Below are 17,082 nucleotides of genomic sequence, written 5' to 3'. Positions count from 1 at the left end.
CGATTCAAACTCGGCGGTATAACGCGTCAAGTTCCTCGTAGTACCTCTCCGGGTCCAGCGTCTCTTCGACGTGGTCCTTCGCGCGCGCGCCGATGCGATTCCGCTTCGAGGGGTCCTCGTGGAGGTGCTCTACGGCCGTCGCAATGTCGTCACCCTCCCCGGTAGCGGGCACGAGGATTCCAGTCTCTCCGTCGATGACTTGCTCCGGAATCCCGCCGATAGAGGCACCGATCACTGGCTTTCCGCACATCATCCCTTCGAGCACGACGTTCGGGAACGGGTCCTCATACGTGGGGACGTGTACGAGGACGTCGCAGGCGACGATTGCAGCCATCGCGTCCTCGTAGAACCCCGTCATAACGACGTTCTCCATATCCCGAGTGTCTCTACGGAGGGTTCGTTCGTACTCCTCATGTCCAGCGACGCTTCCGCCAACGAGAGCGAACGTGACGTCTCCAGCGGGAGGGTTGACGGCCTGCGCTGCGTCGACGACACGCTCTTGCCCTTTGATCTCGACGAGCTTCGAGAGACAGAGGACGAGCGTCGTCTCCTGATCGATGCCATATTCCTCTCGAAACGACGACTCTTGCGGGATGGGTTTATGATCGTCGTCGACCGGCAATCCGTCCCAAAGTACTTGTACGTGATCGCTATCGATACCGACGTCGTCGAACATAATCTCCTTCGTACGCTCTGACACACAGAGGACTCGGTGAGAGAGGATGGCTGTCGCGGTGGAGAGGACTCGACGGAGGGTACGTGATTCGTAATTTGCGCGAACGTGACAGACGACGCGGGCGCCACCGAGTCGTGCACCGAACAACGCGTATGGATACCTGACCTCGTTGACGTGGACGACGTCGACGTCCTCTGATCGCACGAGCGCAGCGATACGTAACGATGCGAGAACCGCCAACAGGAGGAACCACAACTGGCCGAGGACGTTTCGTTTTCGCCGTAGCGGTTCGGACCACCAGTAGTACGTATCGATGTCGGCGGACTCGTACCATTCGGCGATGCCCTGTTCTGCAGGGAGGATAGCGGCCGTCTGGTGGCCGTAACTCCGGACCTGGTCTGCCATCCGGTACATCCACTGGCAGGCCCCGCTATGGACCTGAGTCGTAGAACCGATGTAGAGGACCTTCACTGAATACCCGTGCTTTCTCCCAAGTCCTCTTGTAGGCACTGAATTGGGACGGATTCCGTCACAGTAATGTATCGGACTCGCGGTTCTGTGCTGTATGCAGACGGAACTCGGGGCGGCGCTCGCTGACCTGTCGGTTTCGAACGTCTACATTTACGTTGGTGATGCCGTCCGCTGGGACTCGCTACCAGACGCCGTCTCTGCTCGCGGAACGACTGTCCACACGATCGCGTCCTCGATCCATAGCCCCACGTCGTTCGCGTCTATGGTTACCGGTCGGTATCCACCGTCGACGGGCGTATTCTCGTTCACGGACACGATTGGCGATACGTTCAGTCTGTTCGATCTCGACGGATACGAGACGGGATTTCGGAACTCGATCCAGGAGGACGACTCGAACGCCGATCCGATATTCGACGTACTGAACGTCGGCCGGGAGCTCGACGACGGTCCGCTTTCGTCGGTCTCCGAACCGTTCGTTGTTATGGAGCGTGGACCGGGCGGTCACGCCCCCTACGGATACCCGGAGTTGACTGCCGAAGCGTATTTTGACCGGTACGGGAGCCAGTCCAAGGTGACGATTCGAGCGGACTACGAGCGAGCAGTCAGTCGGGACGCAGCACTGTTCCAGGAGCGCCTGGATACCCTCGCTGAACGTGACCTCCGAGCGGATACGCTCGTCATCTATACGTCGGACCACGGCGAACTACTTGGCGAGGGTGGGCAACTCGGTCACAACGGGCCAGTTCGACAGGAACTCGTCTCGGTGCCAACCGTGTTCGCTCACCCAGAACTCGACGACGACACAGCTGAGGAACTGTTCCGTCACGTAGACGTCCTTCCGACGGTCCTCGACGTTCTCGGCGTCGAGCTGTCCGAGCAGAGAATCGACGGTCAGAGCCGACTTGCTGGGACATCGCCACGATTTGGTCTATCGTTCTACACGAATGATTCGCTGCCGTCGAGCGTTCCAGGCATCTCCGGAACGGTGAGTTACGAGAGCGCGTTCGACGCGGACGGCGGGTACGTCTTCACCGAGTCGAAGTTGCGCGACCGACTTGCTCTGCTCGCTGGAAAGTGTCTTAGAAGCCCGAAACGTGAGTTCCTACGGCGTCACCTGCCTGCGGCAGTCTGTGCGTACGCTCGCGGCGATGTGACATATGGAACGCCAGGGTTCGCTGTCGATGAAGCCGAAGATGGACTGTCGGCTGCTCGCGAATCTGCGAGGACGTCGGATTCGATAGATCTCGACGAGGACGCCGAAGAACACCTCCGTGACCTCGGCTATCTGTAGATCCCGGAAGAATTCCAGTGTCGCCGTGTCGCTGTTGCGTTTCCCAACGCGCTACAGGCGTTCGACGGCGTCTCGGACGCGCGCACGGACCGACGAGTCGAGTGTGACTGTTAGCGTCGCGTAGAGGACTCCGCCGACTCCGACGAGAGCGAACAGGGTGAGCGGTCGATTCGGCGAAATCACCGTCGTCGCACCCCACAGCCCGAGCGCCATGGCACCACCGGCGGATAGTTGCTTCAGTAGTGGGCGCTGTAGGAGTGTGAGAGATGCGTGGGAACGTTTCATGAACCGGGCGAGCCAGAGGTATCTGACGAACTCGATAGCGATAGTCGCGATGACCACGCCGACAGCTCCGAGGATAACGGTGAGTCCAACCCCGACCGAGACGTTGAGAACGACGGAAAGGATGGTCACGCGAGTCACGACGTCCGGTCGCCCCAGTCCGTAGGTCGCCTGAAGGAGGGGTGCGACCTGCGTCCGAATCGCCTGAAACGCGGATAGTCCGACGAGCAAGACACTCGCTGGCCGATACGCGTCGCCGAATATCACTACCACGAGTTCGGCACCCAAGACTGCCGCTCCGAAGAAGATTGGAATCGCAATGACAGAGGTGTACGCGATCGTCTCTTCGATTATCGAGGCGACGTTCTCCGACCGTTCGGCCAGATCGCTCACCTTCACGATCAACCCGCTCGCTGCTGCCGCGGCGACGAAAACCCCAGGCATCGTCAACGTCCAGGCTGCCTCGTAGTGTCCGGCCGCAGCGGTCGACAGCACTGCAGACAGGATAACCATATCAAGTATATGGTACGTCGCGCCGATCGTTGCGTTCGGGATTGCGTACCGAGCGAACGCCCATCCCTCGCGGAACTGATCTATCGTTGGCCACTCCGGCCGGACGCTCATGAGTCCGAACGGTACCGGTACTGCGAGCACGGTCGCAACCAGAAAGCCCGCAACGAACCCTCCCACTCCGTGCCCGAGTACGAGCAACCCAATCTGGAGCGGGAGCGCGAGCAGATACCGGAGCGACTTCGTACCAGAGGCGACGCCGAGGCGGCCGTGCGCTTCGAAGAACTTCACGACAGCGATGCTCGTCGATTCCGCGATTACGACCACGAGAACGAACACCCACGCGCCTTCCAATCCAGTCAGCGCTGCCAGCGGCCCACTCGCCATCGCACCGAGGACGACGGCGACCACGCACCACGCACCCGCGAGTACGAACAGTTCACCGAGGGCTTCCCCGGGCTCAACGGACCGTTCCGCGAACCGCTTCTTCAGACCGTCTGCCCACCCCGTCACGACCGTACTCGCCGTGATGCCAACTCTGAGGACCACAAACGCCGCTCCGAAGAGGTTCGGTACCAGCAACTGCGCTGCAAGAATCGAGGTCCCGAACTGGGAGCCGGCCTGAACGACCTTGAAGAGGGTCGATTTCAGCGTCTCGAGGGACAGGTCGAAATCTGACATATGTTCGAACGAAACCTCTTGCGAATCACCTCGCTGTCCAGCAGCGAAATGCCCATTCGTTGCTCGAGTTGGCGACGCGGACCTGACGTTACGGTGGACGAACGCGAAATCGTCTGCTACGCGGAGGACCTACCGTTCGTGGAGTAGCGTTTCCAGATTCTCGCGCACGTGTGCCTCGTCGTGATTGTCGACGTACCAGTCGATCGTCTTCTTCATGCCCTCAGCGAGGGTATACTGTGGTTCCCACCCGAGAAGTTCCTCCGCTCGAGTGGTGTCCGCGGCACGATGCCGAACGCCGACCGGCTTCTCGGTCATGTGATTGATTTCGTCCGGATGCCAATCCAACGAATCGAAGATTGCGTCCGCTACCTCGTTGATAGAGATGTAGTCCGGAATACCAGCGTTCACGGGAGTCCCGTCGGTTATCTTTTCATTCGCGAGGACGAGCGCGTTGACGATGTCCTCCACGTAGGTGAAGTTCCGTGTTTGCTCACCGTCACCCCAGATTTGGTAGGGGTCCTGCTTGGCAAATGCTTTCGCGATGAGTGCGACGATGGCGTGAGTCTCGTTTTCGCGTGGTCCGTAGGCCGTGAAGATGCGGACCGAACTTGCATCAACGCCGTACTGTTCATGGAACGCCTGCAGCGAGCGCTCGCCCATGAGCTTAGCCCACCCATACGCTTCGTCGGCGTAGGCGCCGCCGCGCTCGTCGAAGCTTACCATGTCCTCGCGGAGTCGACGTCGCTCCTGTTGGATGTCCGTAGGATACGTACACGCACTGGAGGCGAACGTAATCTTCTCAACGTCGTTCTTGACCGCGGTCTCGAACACGATGTTGTCGAGTGCCATGTTCGTCGCGCAATTCGCCGGATAATTCGAGATGTACCCCCGACCACCGTGATCTGCGGCGAGGTGGAACACCCTGTCGATGTCCTCCGTGGCCTTAGAGGCAAAGTCATAATGCTTGAGGTTCCCGTCGAAAACCTGAATCTCGTCCTCCACGGCCGCGAGGTTATCGAGCTCTCCGCTCGAGAAGTCATCTGCTACGCGGACGTCCGCACCCCGGTCGACGAGTTCTTCGACGAGATGGCTACCGATGAACGATGCACCACCAGTGACGAGGACGCTATCACCGGAAACGCTCATTGCGAATCACCCGGCACCGCCGTGGCACTCTCGACGTCCAGCTCTTCCGAAGCGTATCGATAGACCTCCCTAACCCCTTCCTCGAGCGACACGCTTGGACGCCAGTCAAGCGCATCGTGCATCTTCGAATCGTCCGCTGCGTACTTGTCGGTCCCCGTGGGTTTGGAGAGGTCGTGTGCGATCTCGAGGTCCTTCCCCGAGATGTCGATGATAGTTTCAGCGAGCTCGTTCATCGAGACAACTTCGACTGCGTTCCCGAGGTTGATCGGCTCTCCGTCGACCTTCCGGTCCATCGCGCGGAGCATCCCCTCGACGAGGTCGGTAACGTAGATGAAGCCCCGCTCCTGGGTTCCGTCGCCGAACAGTTCAATCTCTCCACCCTCATCTGCTTCGAGGACCTTCCGACAGAGAGAGGGGATGACGTGGCTACTGTCCGGGTCAAGACTCTCACGTGGTCCGTAACAGTTGAAGATGCGGACCATTCCTGTGCTCAGGTCGCAGTCCTCGTGATACGCCTGACACGCGACTTCGCCCAGTATCTTTGCCCACCCGTACGTGCTGTGGGGATTGGCAGGAATAGCTTGCTCCTCAGAGAACCGGTTGAGTTCGTCGTGCTGTTGGCGGTAGATGCACGCACTCGACGCGAAGAGGAAGTTCTCGACGTTCTGGATGCGTGCTGCTTCGAGCATGTGCTGGTTCATCAACACGCTGGGCGTGAGTCCCCCGATGTTTTCGCGCTGGATGTAGTGGATACCCCCGACGCTTGCAGCGAGGTGAAAGACGTGGTCCACGTCCTCGGTCGCCTTCATGCACCCCTCCTGGGTGGTCAAATCTGCTGGCACGAGCTCGATGTCCGCTTCGAGATGAGATATGTTGTCTAGGCTTCCGCGAGAGAAATCGTCGGCGACAACTACGTCCGCTCCTTCGGCAACGAGCCGTTCTGTCAGATGACTTCCGATGAACCCTGCACCGCCGGTCACTAGCGTCTTGGAGTCCTCCCAATCCATACGTGCAATCGCTGTTAGCAACTGTATATACCTTCTGTTTGGACGCCTGCAACGGCTCAAGATTCCGAAACTGATAGGTCGGGGGCAGGATGAGGTGGCTATATGTCGAGTAAGTCGCCGCAGGGGGGAAACATCCGGATATTGACGGAATATTTCAGTCCGGAGGAGACCTCGACTGCGCAGTTGATGACGGACCTTGCGACCGGTCTCACGGATAGATTCGACGTGGAGGTCGTGACCGGACTTCCTAACTATCACGAATCAGACATAGATGCAGACGTTCCGCGACGGGAGACGTACGAAGGCGTCTCGGTTCGCCGACTCCGTGGAACCCGGTTCCATAAGGATAGACTACTTCTCCGAGTTGTGAACTGGTTCACATTTGGGATCCTGGTGCTCGTATACCTGTTGCGCCACGGAGACCGGAATGAAACGAACCTCGTACTCTCAAACCCACCCATCCTCCCCTTCGCGACGTACCTCGCGAAGCGTGTCCGCGGCACCCAGTACGCGTACCTCATCTACGACATGTACCCTGACATGCCCGTCGAGCTCGGATATCTCTCCGAGAACGGTATGGTCGCGCGAGCCTGGGAATACGCCATCCGACACGTATACCGTGATGCGGACCGCATCGTGGTCCTCGGCGAATCGATGGAAAGACGTCTCGTCGAGAAGATGGCTGACGATCCAGGGTTCGACCCTGAGAAGGTCGTGCAGATCGCGAACTGGGAAGACGACTCGTTCATCGAACCCATGGAGAAGTCCGAGAACGAATTCTCGCGGGAGCACGACCTGCGAGACAAGTTCACGCTGCTGTACTCGGGTAACATCGGTCGATACCACGACGTCGGGACGGCGATCGATGCCATCGACGAACTGGAGGACCGCGGACGCGACGACATCCAGTTACTCGTGATTGGTGAGGGCGGCCGCAAGGAGATGTATCAGGAACGCGTTCGAGAGAAGAACATCGAGAACGTCCGCTTCCTCCCGTTCCAACCCTACGAACGTCTCCCCGAAAGTCTAACGAGTGGTGACGCTTCCCTCGTCACGACTGACCCTGGAATGGAAGGAATCTGTGTCTCCTCGAAACTTTACTCGTCGTTAGCTGCTGGTGACCCCATACTTGCTTTGGTCAGTCAGACTGACGAGGTTGCACGCGTCGTAGAACGGTCCGACTCTGGGGCCCAAATCGACCAAGGGAAAGCGAATGAGGTGGCAGACGTGCTAGAATCGTGGGCCGATAACACAAGTCGTGTCGAAGAAATGGGCCGCAACGCGAGAGAGTGCTTCGAGTCGAATTACACGAAGGAACACTCGGTAGATGCGTATGCAAACCTGTTCGACGAAATGAAATCTAGGGGATGAATCAGTAGCCGTTCTCTCCGAATCTCGCCGCAAGTGGTTTCCAGTCGAACCGCGACAGGAGGTCGTCAAGACGCGATTGCGATCGAGAGATATTCGTGCGGTGCCTGATTCGAGCAGAAAGGGGTACGCCATCAACTGAAGGTTGCTCTGTGTCGAGCTCCCACGGGTGGATATAAAAAATGTACGGCTGACGTTTGCTGATTCGTTCCACCCCACGTCGGAATATCTTGTACGGGATGAAGCGGAACCACCCGCCACCTGCCCATGGAATGTTCCGCCCGAGAAGTTCGATTGTTGATAATTGTGCCTCGGTCATTGTCGTTTCCTCCGGGGTTACGAAGACTTCGTCCGATGTGAAATCCAGACTACGATACCGATCGTGTACGACCGCGTCGTGTGAACTTGAGTCGTACGTATACCCTAGGCGCTCCAACTCCTGAATCGCCCTCTCCGTGATGGAGAACGCGGGTGCACGGTACCCACGAATGGGTTGGTCGACGAGGTCACTCAGCACGTCGTGGGCATGTTCGAGATCGGCGCGAAGTTCCTCGCGGGAGAGTTCATAGAGCAACTCGTGGCCGTACCCGTGGCTGGCGACTTCGTGGCCTGCAGCCTCGATATCTCTTATGAGGTCGGGTGCTCGTTCCGCGACCCAGCCGAGCACGAAGAAGGTTGCAGTTACGTCATGTTTCTCGAACATCTCGAGAATCGATCTCGTGTTCTTTTCTGCACGAAACTCCCTGTCGTCCCAGGTTTCCCGAGAGATACCGGGTTCAAGATTATGCGTGTGGAACCAGTCTTCGACGTCGACTGTCATGTAGAAATCGTTCATAATAGATTCCTCCCTCGATCCTGGAGTTCCCGTCTTTCTGCTCGCGTCGGGAACGAGAAGTAAGAGCTTTCGCCGGTGAGGGCGCGCTCTGTGACCTCGTCTCGGGCAACGTCGCCGAGTGCGTAGGCGGCGGCGCGGCCGCCGCGACGCTTGCCTTCGAGGATGACGTCGTCGAGCGTGTCGTCGGCGGTGACGGGGAACGAGTCCGAACGGACGGCGTTGCCGCGGTCGAGTTCTTCCTCCATCGTGTGGACGGTGACGCCGATCTCGTCGTCGCCGTGGTAGAGCGCCCAGAACGTCGGCATCATGCCGCGGTACTTCGGGAGGTCGGCCGTGTGGACGTTCAGACAACCCCAGTTCGGGGCGTCGAGGACGTCGACCTCGAAGATCTCTGGTGCCGACACCGACAGGACGACGTCGACGTCGCGTTCCCGAAGTCCGTCGACGAACCCGTCGTCGTTGACGGTGTTGCGTTCCTCGACGGGGACGTCGTTCGCGGCGGCGACCGTCGCGACCGAGAACGCGTTATCGCCGATGCCGTCCATGACCGTCCGGTAGGCGTACTGGAGACTGCGGATCGCGAAGTTCCGTGGGCCGTAGAAGCGGAACATCCGACGGGCGAGGTCGACGGTCCGCTCGTCGAACGGTCGCAGGCAGACGACGCGGTCCACGACGACGTCGTCGTCGAGTGCGTCGAAGAAGGCCTCGAAGAAGTGGGGGACGTAGAAGGGATCGTCTTGTGTGACGACCGTCGTTCGCAGCGTCATCGGTACGGAACGTACCGGGTCGAACTATAAAACGTCTGTAGTTCGTTGTGGACGGCGATGGCGCTGCCGGCTGGTCGGTCGGCGGTCGCTTCGGGTCGTGGAGCAGGTCCCTCGCCTCGGTGGCTTTCTCTGTGTCTCTCGTGTTCCGGTATCTCTTTGGCTGCGTACCGTCGAGGTGCGGACCAAGATGCGTGCGTTACTTACCGGCGGTGGCGGGTTCATCGGATCGCACTTCGCGGAGTACCTGCTCGCGGAGACGGGGTACGACGTCCACATCGTGGACGACTTCTCGACGGGCGTGCCCGGGAACGTCGCGGGGTTGCGCGAGGACGACCGCGTGGACGTGGACGAGCTGGACGTCCGCGACGAGGCGGCGATGCGGGAGGCGGTTGCTTCGGCGGACGAGGTGTATCACTTCGCGGCGGCGGTGGGCGTCGAGAAGGTCGTGAACGAGCCCTTGCTGTCGCTCAAGACGAACGTCGAGGGGACGCAGAACGTCCTGGACCCGGCTGCGGAGGACGGGACGCCCGTGTTCGTCGCGTCGTCGTCGGAGGTGTACGGGAAGTCTTTGGACGTGCCGTTCGACGAGGACGACGATCGCGTGCTGGGTCCGACGACGGTCCCGCGGTGGGGGTACGCGAACGCGAAGGCGCTCGACGAGTTCCTCGGGCTCGCGCACCACCAGGAGAACGGGCTACCGGTCGTCGTCGGACGGTTCTTCAACATCGTCGGGCCGCGCCAGGTCGGCGATTACGGGATGGTCATTCCGACGTTCGTCGAGCAGGCACTCCGAGGTGACCCAATCACGGTGTATGGCGATGGTACGCAGACCCGGAGCTTCACGCACGTCCAGGATGCGTGCGAAGTCGTCTTCGATCTCATGCAGACCGACGCTGCGACCGGTGACGTGTTCAACGTCGGGTCCTCCGAGCCGGTGACGATTAACGAACTCGCGGACCGCGTGAAGGCAGCGGCGGGCTCCGATTCCCCGGTCGAACACGTGCCGTTTGACGAGGTGTACGGCGACGACTTCGAGGAACCCCCGCGACGGTATCCGGCGACTGAGAAGCTGGAATCCGCCCTCGGGTACGCGCCGGACACGGACCTCGAGACGATTCTCGCCGACGTGGTCGAGGAGCAGAAAACCAAGCTTGAAGTATAGTTCGCGCCGAGGATAGCGTCATGGGTTCGATGCTCGACGCCATCGATGCGGGTGATGCGTCGCTTGGCGTGGTGGGTCTCGGGTACGTCGGTCTTCCGCTGAGCGTTGCGTTCCAGCAGGCGGGTCTGGACGTGGTCGGCTACGACGTCGATGCGGAGCGCGTCGACGCACTCAGGGAGGGGGAGAGCTACGTCGAGGACGTCTCCGGGGACGCCCTCGATGCCGCGCTCGCGAACGGATTCACGCCGACGACCGATGCGGACGCGCTCGGTGACTGTGCGGTTCTCGCGTTCGCCGTCCCGACGGGCGTGAATCCGGATGGTACGCCTGACGTGTCGGCGGTGGAAGCAGCCGTGGAGACCGCGACAGCGCAGCGGGCGCCTGGCGAGGAGACGTTGTTCGTGGTCGCGAGCACCGTCTATCCGGGTACTGTCGGCGACGTCGTTCGCCCTGCCATCGAGCGAGGTGGTCTCGATTCGGATGACGCGCTCGTCGCAGTCGTCCCGGAGCGCCTGAACCCCGGCAGTGCGTTCGAACTGAGCGATATCCCCGTCGTCGTCGGGTCGGACACCGAACGTGGAGTGGCTGTGGCGTCGGCGTTGTTCGACGAGGTCGCCAAGACCGTGCATCCGGTGTCCTCGACGCAGGTTGCTGCCGCGTCGAAACTCCTCGAGAACACGTACCGACTCGTGAACATCAGTCTCGTGAACGAACTCGCGGCGGTCGCCGACGACTTCGACGTCGACATCTGGGAGGCCATCGAGGCGGCGAGCACCAAACCGTTCGGATTCCAGGCGTTCTACCCCGGTGTCGGCGCTGGCGGGCACTGCATCCCCGTCGACCCGAAGTTTCTCTCGTGGCGAGCGCGCCAGGAGGACGACCGCCTCGCGATGGTCGAGACCGCGGCCGAGGTCAACGACCGGATGCCGTCGCGAGTCGCTGCTCGCACCCGCGACGCGCTCCGTGCGGACGACATCGCCCCGAACGAAGCGTCCGTGCTCGTGGTCGGATTGACGTACAAACCGAACGTCACGGACTATCGGAACTCGCCGGCCGTCGCGGCGTGCAACCGACTCGCAGACACCTGCGGGACGGTCGCCGCGTACGACCCGGTCGCCGCGGACGCGCCGGTCGACGACGGCGTGGACGTCCTCACGACGAGGCCAGCCTACGGTGACTACGACCTCGTCGCCGTGTTCGTCGCGCACGACGTGCTTGATACGGACGCTATCGTGGCCGAATCCTCGCGCGTGTTCGACTCGACGAACTCTCTCGACGCGAGCGCGAAGACGGTCCTGACGTTCGCAGACGGGACCCTCCCGAGCTATCGTCGGAGCGCACCGACCGCGTCCGACAAGACGTCGTAGAGCTCCCGGCCGACGATCTTCCCGTCCAGCCAGAACGATTGCCGGTGGATGTACTCGAGGTCGTTCTGTAACTTCTCGGCGGGCTCGTGTCCCGTCACGCCTCGAATCTGCGCGAGTCCCGTGAGCCCCGGTTTCACGAACCAGCGCTGGGGCCACCGGGGGACGCCGGATTCGAACTCGTGCTCGATATCGGTCTGCGCGGGCCGCGGGCCGACGACGCTCATGTCCCCGACGAGGACCGACCAGAGCTGGGGTATCTCGTCGAGGTGCGTCGTCCGGAGGAACCGGCCGACGCGCGTGACGCGCGGGTCGACCCCGCCTGCGTCCTCCTCGCTTATCTTCACGCCGGACTCGTCCTCCGCGTTGGCGACCATGCTCCGGAACTTGTAGAACCGGAAGGTGCCACCGAACCGGAACGTGCGGTCCTGCACGAAGAACACTGGTCCTGGGCTATCGAACTTGATCGCGACAGCGATCGCGACCGTCACTGGAAGCGTTACCAGCAGTGCGAGAGCGGCGAACGCCACGTCGAACGCTCGCTTCAGGACGCGGTCCTGCGCGTCCCACGGTTCGAGGTTCGTCTCCACGAAGTGGTCGTCGGCGTTCGACCGCTGCTCGCCGCTCGCGAGCCCGCGTTCGCGGGCTTCCGTGAGGACGAGGTTGTCGTAGGACCGCTCGACCTCTGCGACGACGCCGTTGTCGTAGCACGTCTGGAGGGCGCCGAAGAAGTCGCCGCGGTCCGGGTCCTCGAACGCGAGGAGTGCGCGGTCGACGTCGTGGTCCACGAGCACGTCGTCCAGCCGCGGGAGGCCACCGAGATGCTTCACGTCGTCACCACCGAAGCCGTCCGCGAGCACGCGGCCGTCCTGGGTCTCGCGCTCGGACTCGTTCGCGTACCGGCTCATCGGCGAGACGTACCCGAGGAGTTCCTCTGGATGGCTCTCGACGAGGTCCTCGATGCGTTCGGGGTCGTCGCCGACGACGATTCTCGTCTGTCCATCGGTCGAGTCCGACTGCCGTAGCAGGGTGACGACCAGCGGGACGGTCGCGAGTAGGACGCCACCGAGCGCGAGCAACATCAGTCGCGGCAGTGCGTACGTGTAGTCGAAGTATCCGATGGCGGCGAGCGACACGACCGCGTAGAGGACGCGCTTCCCAGCCACTCCGAACGTCTCGATACCACGCGAGGGTTTCGGCTTGAAGAGGGGGAACGACCATGCGAACACGACGATGAGCGTAGTTGCGACGACCGGAATCAGCGCGTCGCCGTCGTACGTCGTAACCGGCAGATTCGAGAAGAGCGGGATCGTGCCGACGGCGCGCTGGACGCTCGCGGTGTTCGCGACGACGCAGGCACCGACCACGAGCGCCAGGACGGCGCTGATACTCGTGAGGCGGTACCGGAACCCGGAATCCATTGTCGCCTAATCGGACACGATACCGTATAAGCTCTTATATCGCGTGGGCTGAGCCGCTTCCGGAGCTGGTGGCGAACGCTCGAAGTCGAACGCGTTCCGAAGCTCGTTCCCTGTAATGCACGCGCCACGGGCAGCGCTCGACACCGTCATGTTGCGCGAGGAGCCGTTCGTCGTGTCGACGCTGACCGCCGTCATCGTGCCGTGGAAGCCTCGTCCGATGGTGAACGCGTCGCCGTCGACGTCGAGCGAACCGCGCCACGTCGCGGTGTCGACGACGTCGCCGTCGAGGAGGAGCTCGACGGCCTCTCCGTCGCGACGAAGCGTTGCGTCGTGGAACTGCTGGTCGTCGACCCGCGGCCCCGTCAGGACGACGGCGTCCTCGCCGTCGCCGATGGCAGCCACGAGTCGGCCTTCGGCCATCGCGAGCTGGTAGCCGTCGGTCTCGCGATAACTCGTCACCGGCCCGTGGAGTGCCAGACGCGGATACTTGATGTCGTTCTCGTAGTCCGTCGACGCGTTCGTCTTGAACTCGACGGTCAGTGCGAACGACTCGGCAGTGTCGACGCCGACCGTCGCGTTCGGTGCTTGCACCGTCTGGCTCGGTCTGAGCGAGATACCGGTCCCGCTCGCGTCGGTCGTCGTCCACGTCCCGCCGCGGAGCACGCCGTGATTCCCGTTCTCCGTCTCGTACGCGACGTCTCCCGTCCCGTTCTCGAACGCCCACACTGCACCCGACCCGTCGAAGAGGTCGTATCGCTCGCTATCACGGATCGCGGTCGGGTCTATCGAGACGGTTCGATCGCCGACCTCGTACGTCGACGCGTACGGGACGGTGAGACGAACGACGCCGGCGGCGAACGGTTCGACGGTCCGCTCGTACGTCACCTCGTGCCCGGAGACGTCGACTGTCGTCGACGCAGTGACGGGTGCATCATCGGGAGCTGGTGCGATGATCGTCGCACCTGGCACGACCTCGAACAGCTTGAGGCTGGCGTCGGGCGACGCGTAGATGGCTCGGTAATGCGATAGACCGGTCGACGAGTTCGACGCACTCCCCCAGTGACCGTGTAATCGTGCGTGCAAGCTGTCGTCAGACAGATTGGCGTTCTGCAGGTCCTCCGTGACGACGAATCCCGCTCTCGAGTCTCGCCGCAACTTGTTGTACCACGCCTTCCCATCGCTCGCCGACAGGAACGCTTGGTACTCGGAGCGGGCGTACGCGTACGAGCGAGACTCGCCGTTCACGAAGTAGTTGTAGAGCCGATTGTACCCCCAGCGACTGAACACGTAGTTCTCGGGATAGCGCCGGTCGTGGCTTTCGGCGACCGAATCAGCCGCCTGTACCGCCTCGACGGTCCCGTCGTCGACGGTAACCTTCGACACCTGAAGCGGTGTCTGGACGGCTCCGAGACCACCAACGAGCACGAACAGGACTGCTATCGAGACGACCGTCGACCGAGCGGGCAACGACGGCCGCCAGGCGGCTTCCTCGGCAGCGTCGGCGTCGAGGACGGCTGGCCGCGTTGGCGTGATGTCGACGACCGAGGCGAGATGGACGAACCCGACGCCGGTGAAGATAGCGAGGAACGCGGCGAGCTCACCCGCGAATCGCACCTGGATGATCGCCAGGGCCAGGAACCACCAGGCGTAGACGACTGGCGCAGTCCACGTCGCGTTCGAACCTCGGGCGACGGTCGCGGTGACCCAGGTGAGGTACGGGAGGCCGACGAAGAACGCGAGGCCGAACGCGAGCACCGGCCCGAAGAGGGAGCCGGCGGCGGGACTGAAAAGCGACTTCGATTCCGCGATGTCCGGCGACGAAAGGAGGAACGCGAGCCGTGGGGCGAGCGCCGCTTCGAGGCCGGGAATCGTCACGACGGCGACTGCTGTGACGACGACGCCAGCGACGACCTCGACGGCGAGGACCTCTCGCGGGCTTCGGTCGTATCGCTGGCAGACGGCAGCGACGCCGGCGACGGCGACGACGCCCGCGAACAGGAGGGCCGGCGTCGCGGCGACGACGGTCGAATGCCAGCCGAACGTGGCGTGTGCGGCGAACGTCATCGCCCCGGCTCCAGCGGTCCCAGCGATGACTGGCATCAGGGACTGAACTGGGTCGTTCTCTGTCCGTACGGACCGAACGGCCCGAACGACGGCGTACAGTCCGACCGGCACGGCGAGCAACGGCCCCGCCTCCCACGCCAACACCTGTCCGGTCACACCCACTGCGATCAGTCCAGCAGCGACGATGTCTTCGGCCGTACGGCCACCGCTGGCGCGTTCGGCGAGGAGGACGCCCACCAGCGTCGTCCCCAGCCAGACGTAGTCGAACGCGTGATGGTCAGCGAATCCGACCGCAGTACGGAGTGCGTGTTCGGGCGTCACTGCGAGTATCACGATCGCTGCCAGGGCGACGCGTCGGTCGGACGTCAGGAGGCGCACGGCAACGTACAGCAGGCTGGCGACGACGACGGCCGCAACGACCGGGTACCACGCCAGCACGCCGCCTGCAGCACTCGCTCCACCGAGGACGCTCGTCCACCACGAGAGCATCGCGACCAGTAACGGCTCACCGTCCGCCATCGCTCCCATCGACGTCCCGAACGCCGCGTCGAACGGTCCCGATGCGTTCGCCGTCACGCGCTCCGTCCAGTAGCGATACAGATACGGGTCGTTCCCGAGCAACACGACCAGGCCCTCCCGGAAGACGGACTGGAACGCGACCAACCGCATGAGCACGACCGAGGTAACGGCGAGGACGACCGAGACGGCCTCCTCTCGGCCCACACGCCCCGTAATCGAAGGGAGCTCGAACGCCCCGTCCGTTGCGTCCACCCCGTCCACGTCCCCGTCGAGTACGCCACGAACGGCATCCGGATCCGAGAGGCAGTATCCGTCCCCGGCGTCCTCGACGATGCCACGGGAGACGAGTTCGCCGAAGCGTCCCGAGTCCACGGGGACGTCGTCGAACGCCCACGTCTCGGTCTCCGCGTCGACCGCCAGCACTGCGCGCAGGTCGCCCTCCGCGTCGTCGCGGTCCTCGAGGAACGCCTCGGTCCGCTCCCGCACCTCGTTCATGTTCCACGACGTGACCCGTTTGGGCATAAGCCCTGTGTAATCCACGCCCCCGGGTCGACGAACGAGCGCGCCGACGAGACTCGCGACCGTTACCGGGTGGAGAGATCCCGGATACCGTCTTCCAGCTCGACGGTCGTCTCGAACTCGAGCTGGTGCCGGGCTTTGGTGTCGTCGCCGTAACTTCGAGCGATGTCGCCGGCGCGCTCCTCGACGTTGACGATATCGGCGTTCGAGTCGACGTGCTCGACGACGTGCTCGGCGAGCTCGAGGACCGACGTCTCTGTCCCCGTGCAGACGTTGAACGCCTCGCCGACTGCGTCGGTCGTCGCTGCGGCGAGGTTCGCTCGGACGACGTCGGAGACGTGAACGAAGTCCCGAGTCTGGGAGCCGTCGCCCTCCACGGTGACGTCCTCGCCGTTACGTGCTTGTTCGAGGAAGATGGAGATGACGCCGCTGTACCCACCGCCGTCGCCCTGACGCGGCCCGTAGACGTTGAAGTAACGGAGGGCGACGGTCTCCAACCCGTAGAGTTCGTTGTAGAGGCGCGCGTATTCGTCCACGGTGGCCTTCTGGACACCGTACGGCGATTCGGGGCGTAACCGGTCGGTTTCAGCGAGTGGTAACGAAAGTGGGTCTCCGTACACTGCACAGCTGGATGCGACGACGACGCGGGCGTCCTCCTCGCGGGCGGCTTCGAGCACCGCGAGCGTGCCGTCGACGTTCACCGCGTCAGTCGTCATCGGGTTCTCGACGCTCGCGGGCACGCTCACGTTCGCCGCCTGATGGAACACGACGTCGACGTCCTTCGTCGCGTGTGCGACGAGCTCTTCGTTGCGGACGTCCCCGTGCACGAGTTCCACGTCGTCCGGAAGGCGCGCCACCTGTCCCGTCGAGAGGTCGTCGAGTACCCTGACCTCGTTCTCCTCGACGAGCGCGTCCACGAGGTGACTCCCGATGAAACCCGCACCGCCCGTAACCAGAACTGTCCGATCCACGAGATTCTGTTCACTCATTCTCCTTGAC

At 62.5% G+C, this 17,082-nt stretch carries 13 protein-coding genes; 4 read left to right on the top strand and 9 right to left on the bottom strand.

The genetic code is table 11. The features are described 5' to 3' along the window. Positions 1–4: 4 nt before the first annotated feature. Positions 5–1,147 (bottom strand): glycosyltransferase family 4 protein, encoded by a 1,143-nt coding sequence (locus ACZ48X_RS06440; protein ID WP_464379836.1) that lies wholly within the window; start codon positions 1,145–1,147, stop codon positions 5–7. A gap of 94 nt (positions 1,148–1,241) precedes the next feature. Here ACZ48X_RS06440 and ACZ48X_RS06435 point away from each other — a divergent pair, with 94 nt between their 5' ends. Then, positions 1,242–2,438, top strand: coding sequence for a sulfatase-like hydrolase/transferase (locus ACZ48X_RS06435; RefSeq protein ID WP_336349935.1), 1,197 nt, complete (start codon positions 1,242–1,244; stop codon positions 2,436–2,438). A gap of 51 nt (positions 2,439–2,489) precedes the next feature. Here the strand turns inward: ACZ48X_RS06435 and ACZ48X_RS06430 are convergent, their stop codons facing one another. The 3 genes from ACZ48X_RS06430 to ACZ48X_RS06420 all read right to left on the bottom strand — a co-directional run bounded on the left by ACZ48X_RS06430 (position 2,490) and on the right by ACZ48X_RS06420 (position 6,064). Then, on the bottom strand, positions 2,490–3,911 hold the full coding sequence (locus ACZ48X_RS06430; protein ID WP_336349936.1) for a lipopolysaccharide biosynthesis protein: 1,422 nt from the start codon (positions 3,909–3,911) through the stop codon (positions 2,490–2,492). A 129-nt stretch (positions 3,912–4,040) separates the two neighbouring features. Then, positions 4,041–5,057 carry an NAD-dependent epimerase/dehydratase family protein gene (locus tag ACZ48X_RS06425; RefSeq protein WP_336349937.1) on the bottom strand — a complete coding sequence of 339 codons (1,017 nt, stop codon included), beginning with the start codon at positions 5,055–5,057 and terminating at the stop codon, positions 4,041–4,043. Beyond that, entirely contained in the window at positions 5,054–6,064 is a 1,011-nt protein-coding gene (locus ACZ48X_RS06420) for an NAD-dependent epimerase/dehydratase family protein (protein ID WP_336349938.1), read from the bottom strand. The genes ACZ48X_RS06425 and ACZ48X_RS06420 overlap by 4 nt, the downstream gene beginning before the upstream one ends. 186 nt (positions 6,065–6,250) lie before the next feature. Here ACZ48X_RS06420 and ACZ48X_RS06415 point away from each other — a divergent pair, with 186 nt between their 5' ends. Continuing rightward, positions 6,251–7,435: a glycosyltransferase family 4 protein gene (locus tag ACZ48X_RS06415; RefSeq protein ID WP_336349939.1), complete on the top strand. Its 1,185-nt coding sequence runs from the start codon at positions 6,251–6,253 to the stop codon at positions 7,433–7,435. Position 7,436: 1 nt separating this feature from the next. Here ACZ48X_RS06415 and ACZ48X_RS06410 read toward each other — a convergent pair whose 3' ends face one another. After that, on the bottom strand, positions 7,437–8,267 hold the full coding sequence (locus ACZ48X_RS06410; protein WP_336349940.1) for an XrtA system polysaccharide deacetylase: 831 nt from the start codon (positions 8,265–8,267) through the stop codon (positions 7,437–7,439). Further along, positions 8,264–9,034, bottom strand: coding sequence for a formyltransferase family protein (locus tag ACZ48X_RS06405; RefSeq protein ID WP_336349941.1), 771 nt, complete (start codon positions 9,032–9,034; stop codon positions 8,264–8,266). The genes ACZ48X_RS06410 and ACZ48X_RS06405 overlap by 4 nt, the downstream gene beginning before the upstream one ends. Before the next feature lie 187 nt (positions 9,035–9,221). Here ACZ48X_RS06405 and ACZ48X_RS06400 point away from each other — a divergent pair, with 187 nt between their 5' ends. Continuing rightward, positions 9,222–10,196, top strand: coding sequence for an NAD-dependent epimerase/dehydratase family protein (locus ACZ48X_RS06400; protein ID WP_336349942.1), 975 nt, complete (start codon positions 9,222–9,224; stop codon positions 10,194–10,196). A gap of 20 nt (positions 10,197–10,216) precedes the next feature. Further along, positions 10,217–11,563: a nucleotide sugar dehydrogenase gene (locus tag ACZ48X_RS06395; RefSeq protein ID WP_336349943.1), complete on the top strand. Its 1,347-nt coding sequence runs from the start codon at positions 10,217–10,219 to the stop codon at positions 11,561–11,563. Here ACZ48X_RS06395 and ACZ48X_RS06390 read toward each other — a convergent pair. The 3 genes from ACZ48X_RS06390 to ACZ48X_RS06380 all read right to left on the bottom strand — a co-directional run bounded on the left by ACZ48X_RS06390 (position 11,521) and on the right by ACZ48X_RS06380 (position 17,072). Further along, positions 11,521–12,981, bottom strand: coding sequence for a sugar transferase (locus ACZ48X_RS06390; protein ID WP_336349944.1), 1,461 nt, complete (start codon positions 12,979–12,981; stop codon positions 11,521–11,523). The two genes, ACZ48X_RS06395 and ACZ48X_RS06390, sit on opposite strands and share 43 nt — an antisense overlap. A 6-nt stretch (positions 12,982–12,987) precedes the next feature. Next, positions 12,988–16,059 carry an STT3 domain-containing protein gene (locus tag ACZ48X_RS06385; protein WP_336349945.1) on the bottom strand — a complete coding sequence of 1,024 codons (3,072 nt, stop codon included), beginning with the start codon at positions 16,057–16,059 and terminating at the stop codon, positions 12,988–12,990. Between the two features lie 89 nt (positions 16,060–16,148). Next, positions 16,149–17,072 carry an NAD-dependent epimerase/dehydratase family protein gene (locus ACZ48X_RS06380; protein WP_336349946.1) on the bottom strand — a complete coding sequence of 308 codons (924 nt, stop codon included), beginning with the start codon at positions 17,070–17,072 and terminating at the stop codon, positions 16,149–16,151. Positions 17,073–17,082: the final 10 nt, after the last annotated feature.

This window comes from Halorubellus litoreus, assembly GCF_055378595.1.
This window is presented reverse-complemented; position numbering and strand designations above follow the sequence as displayed.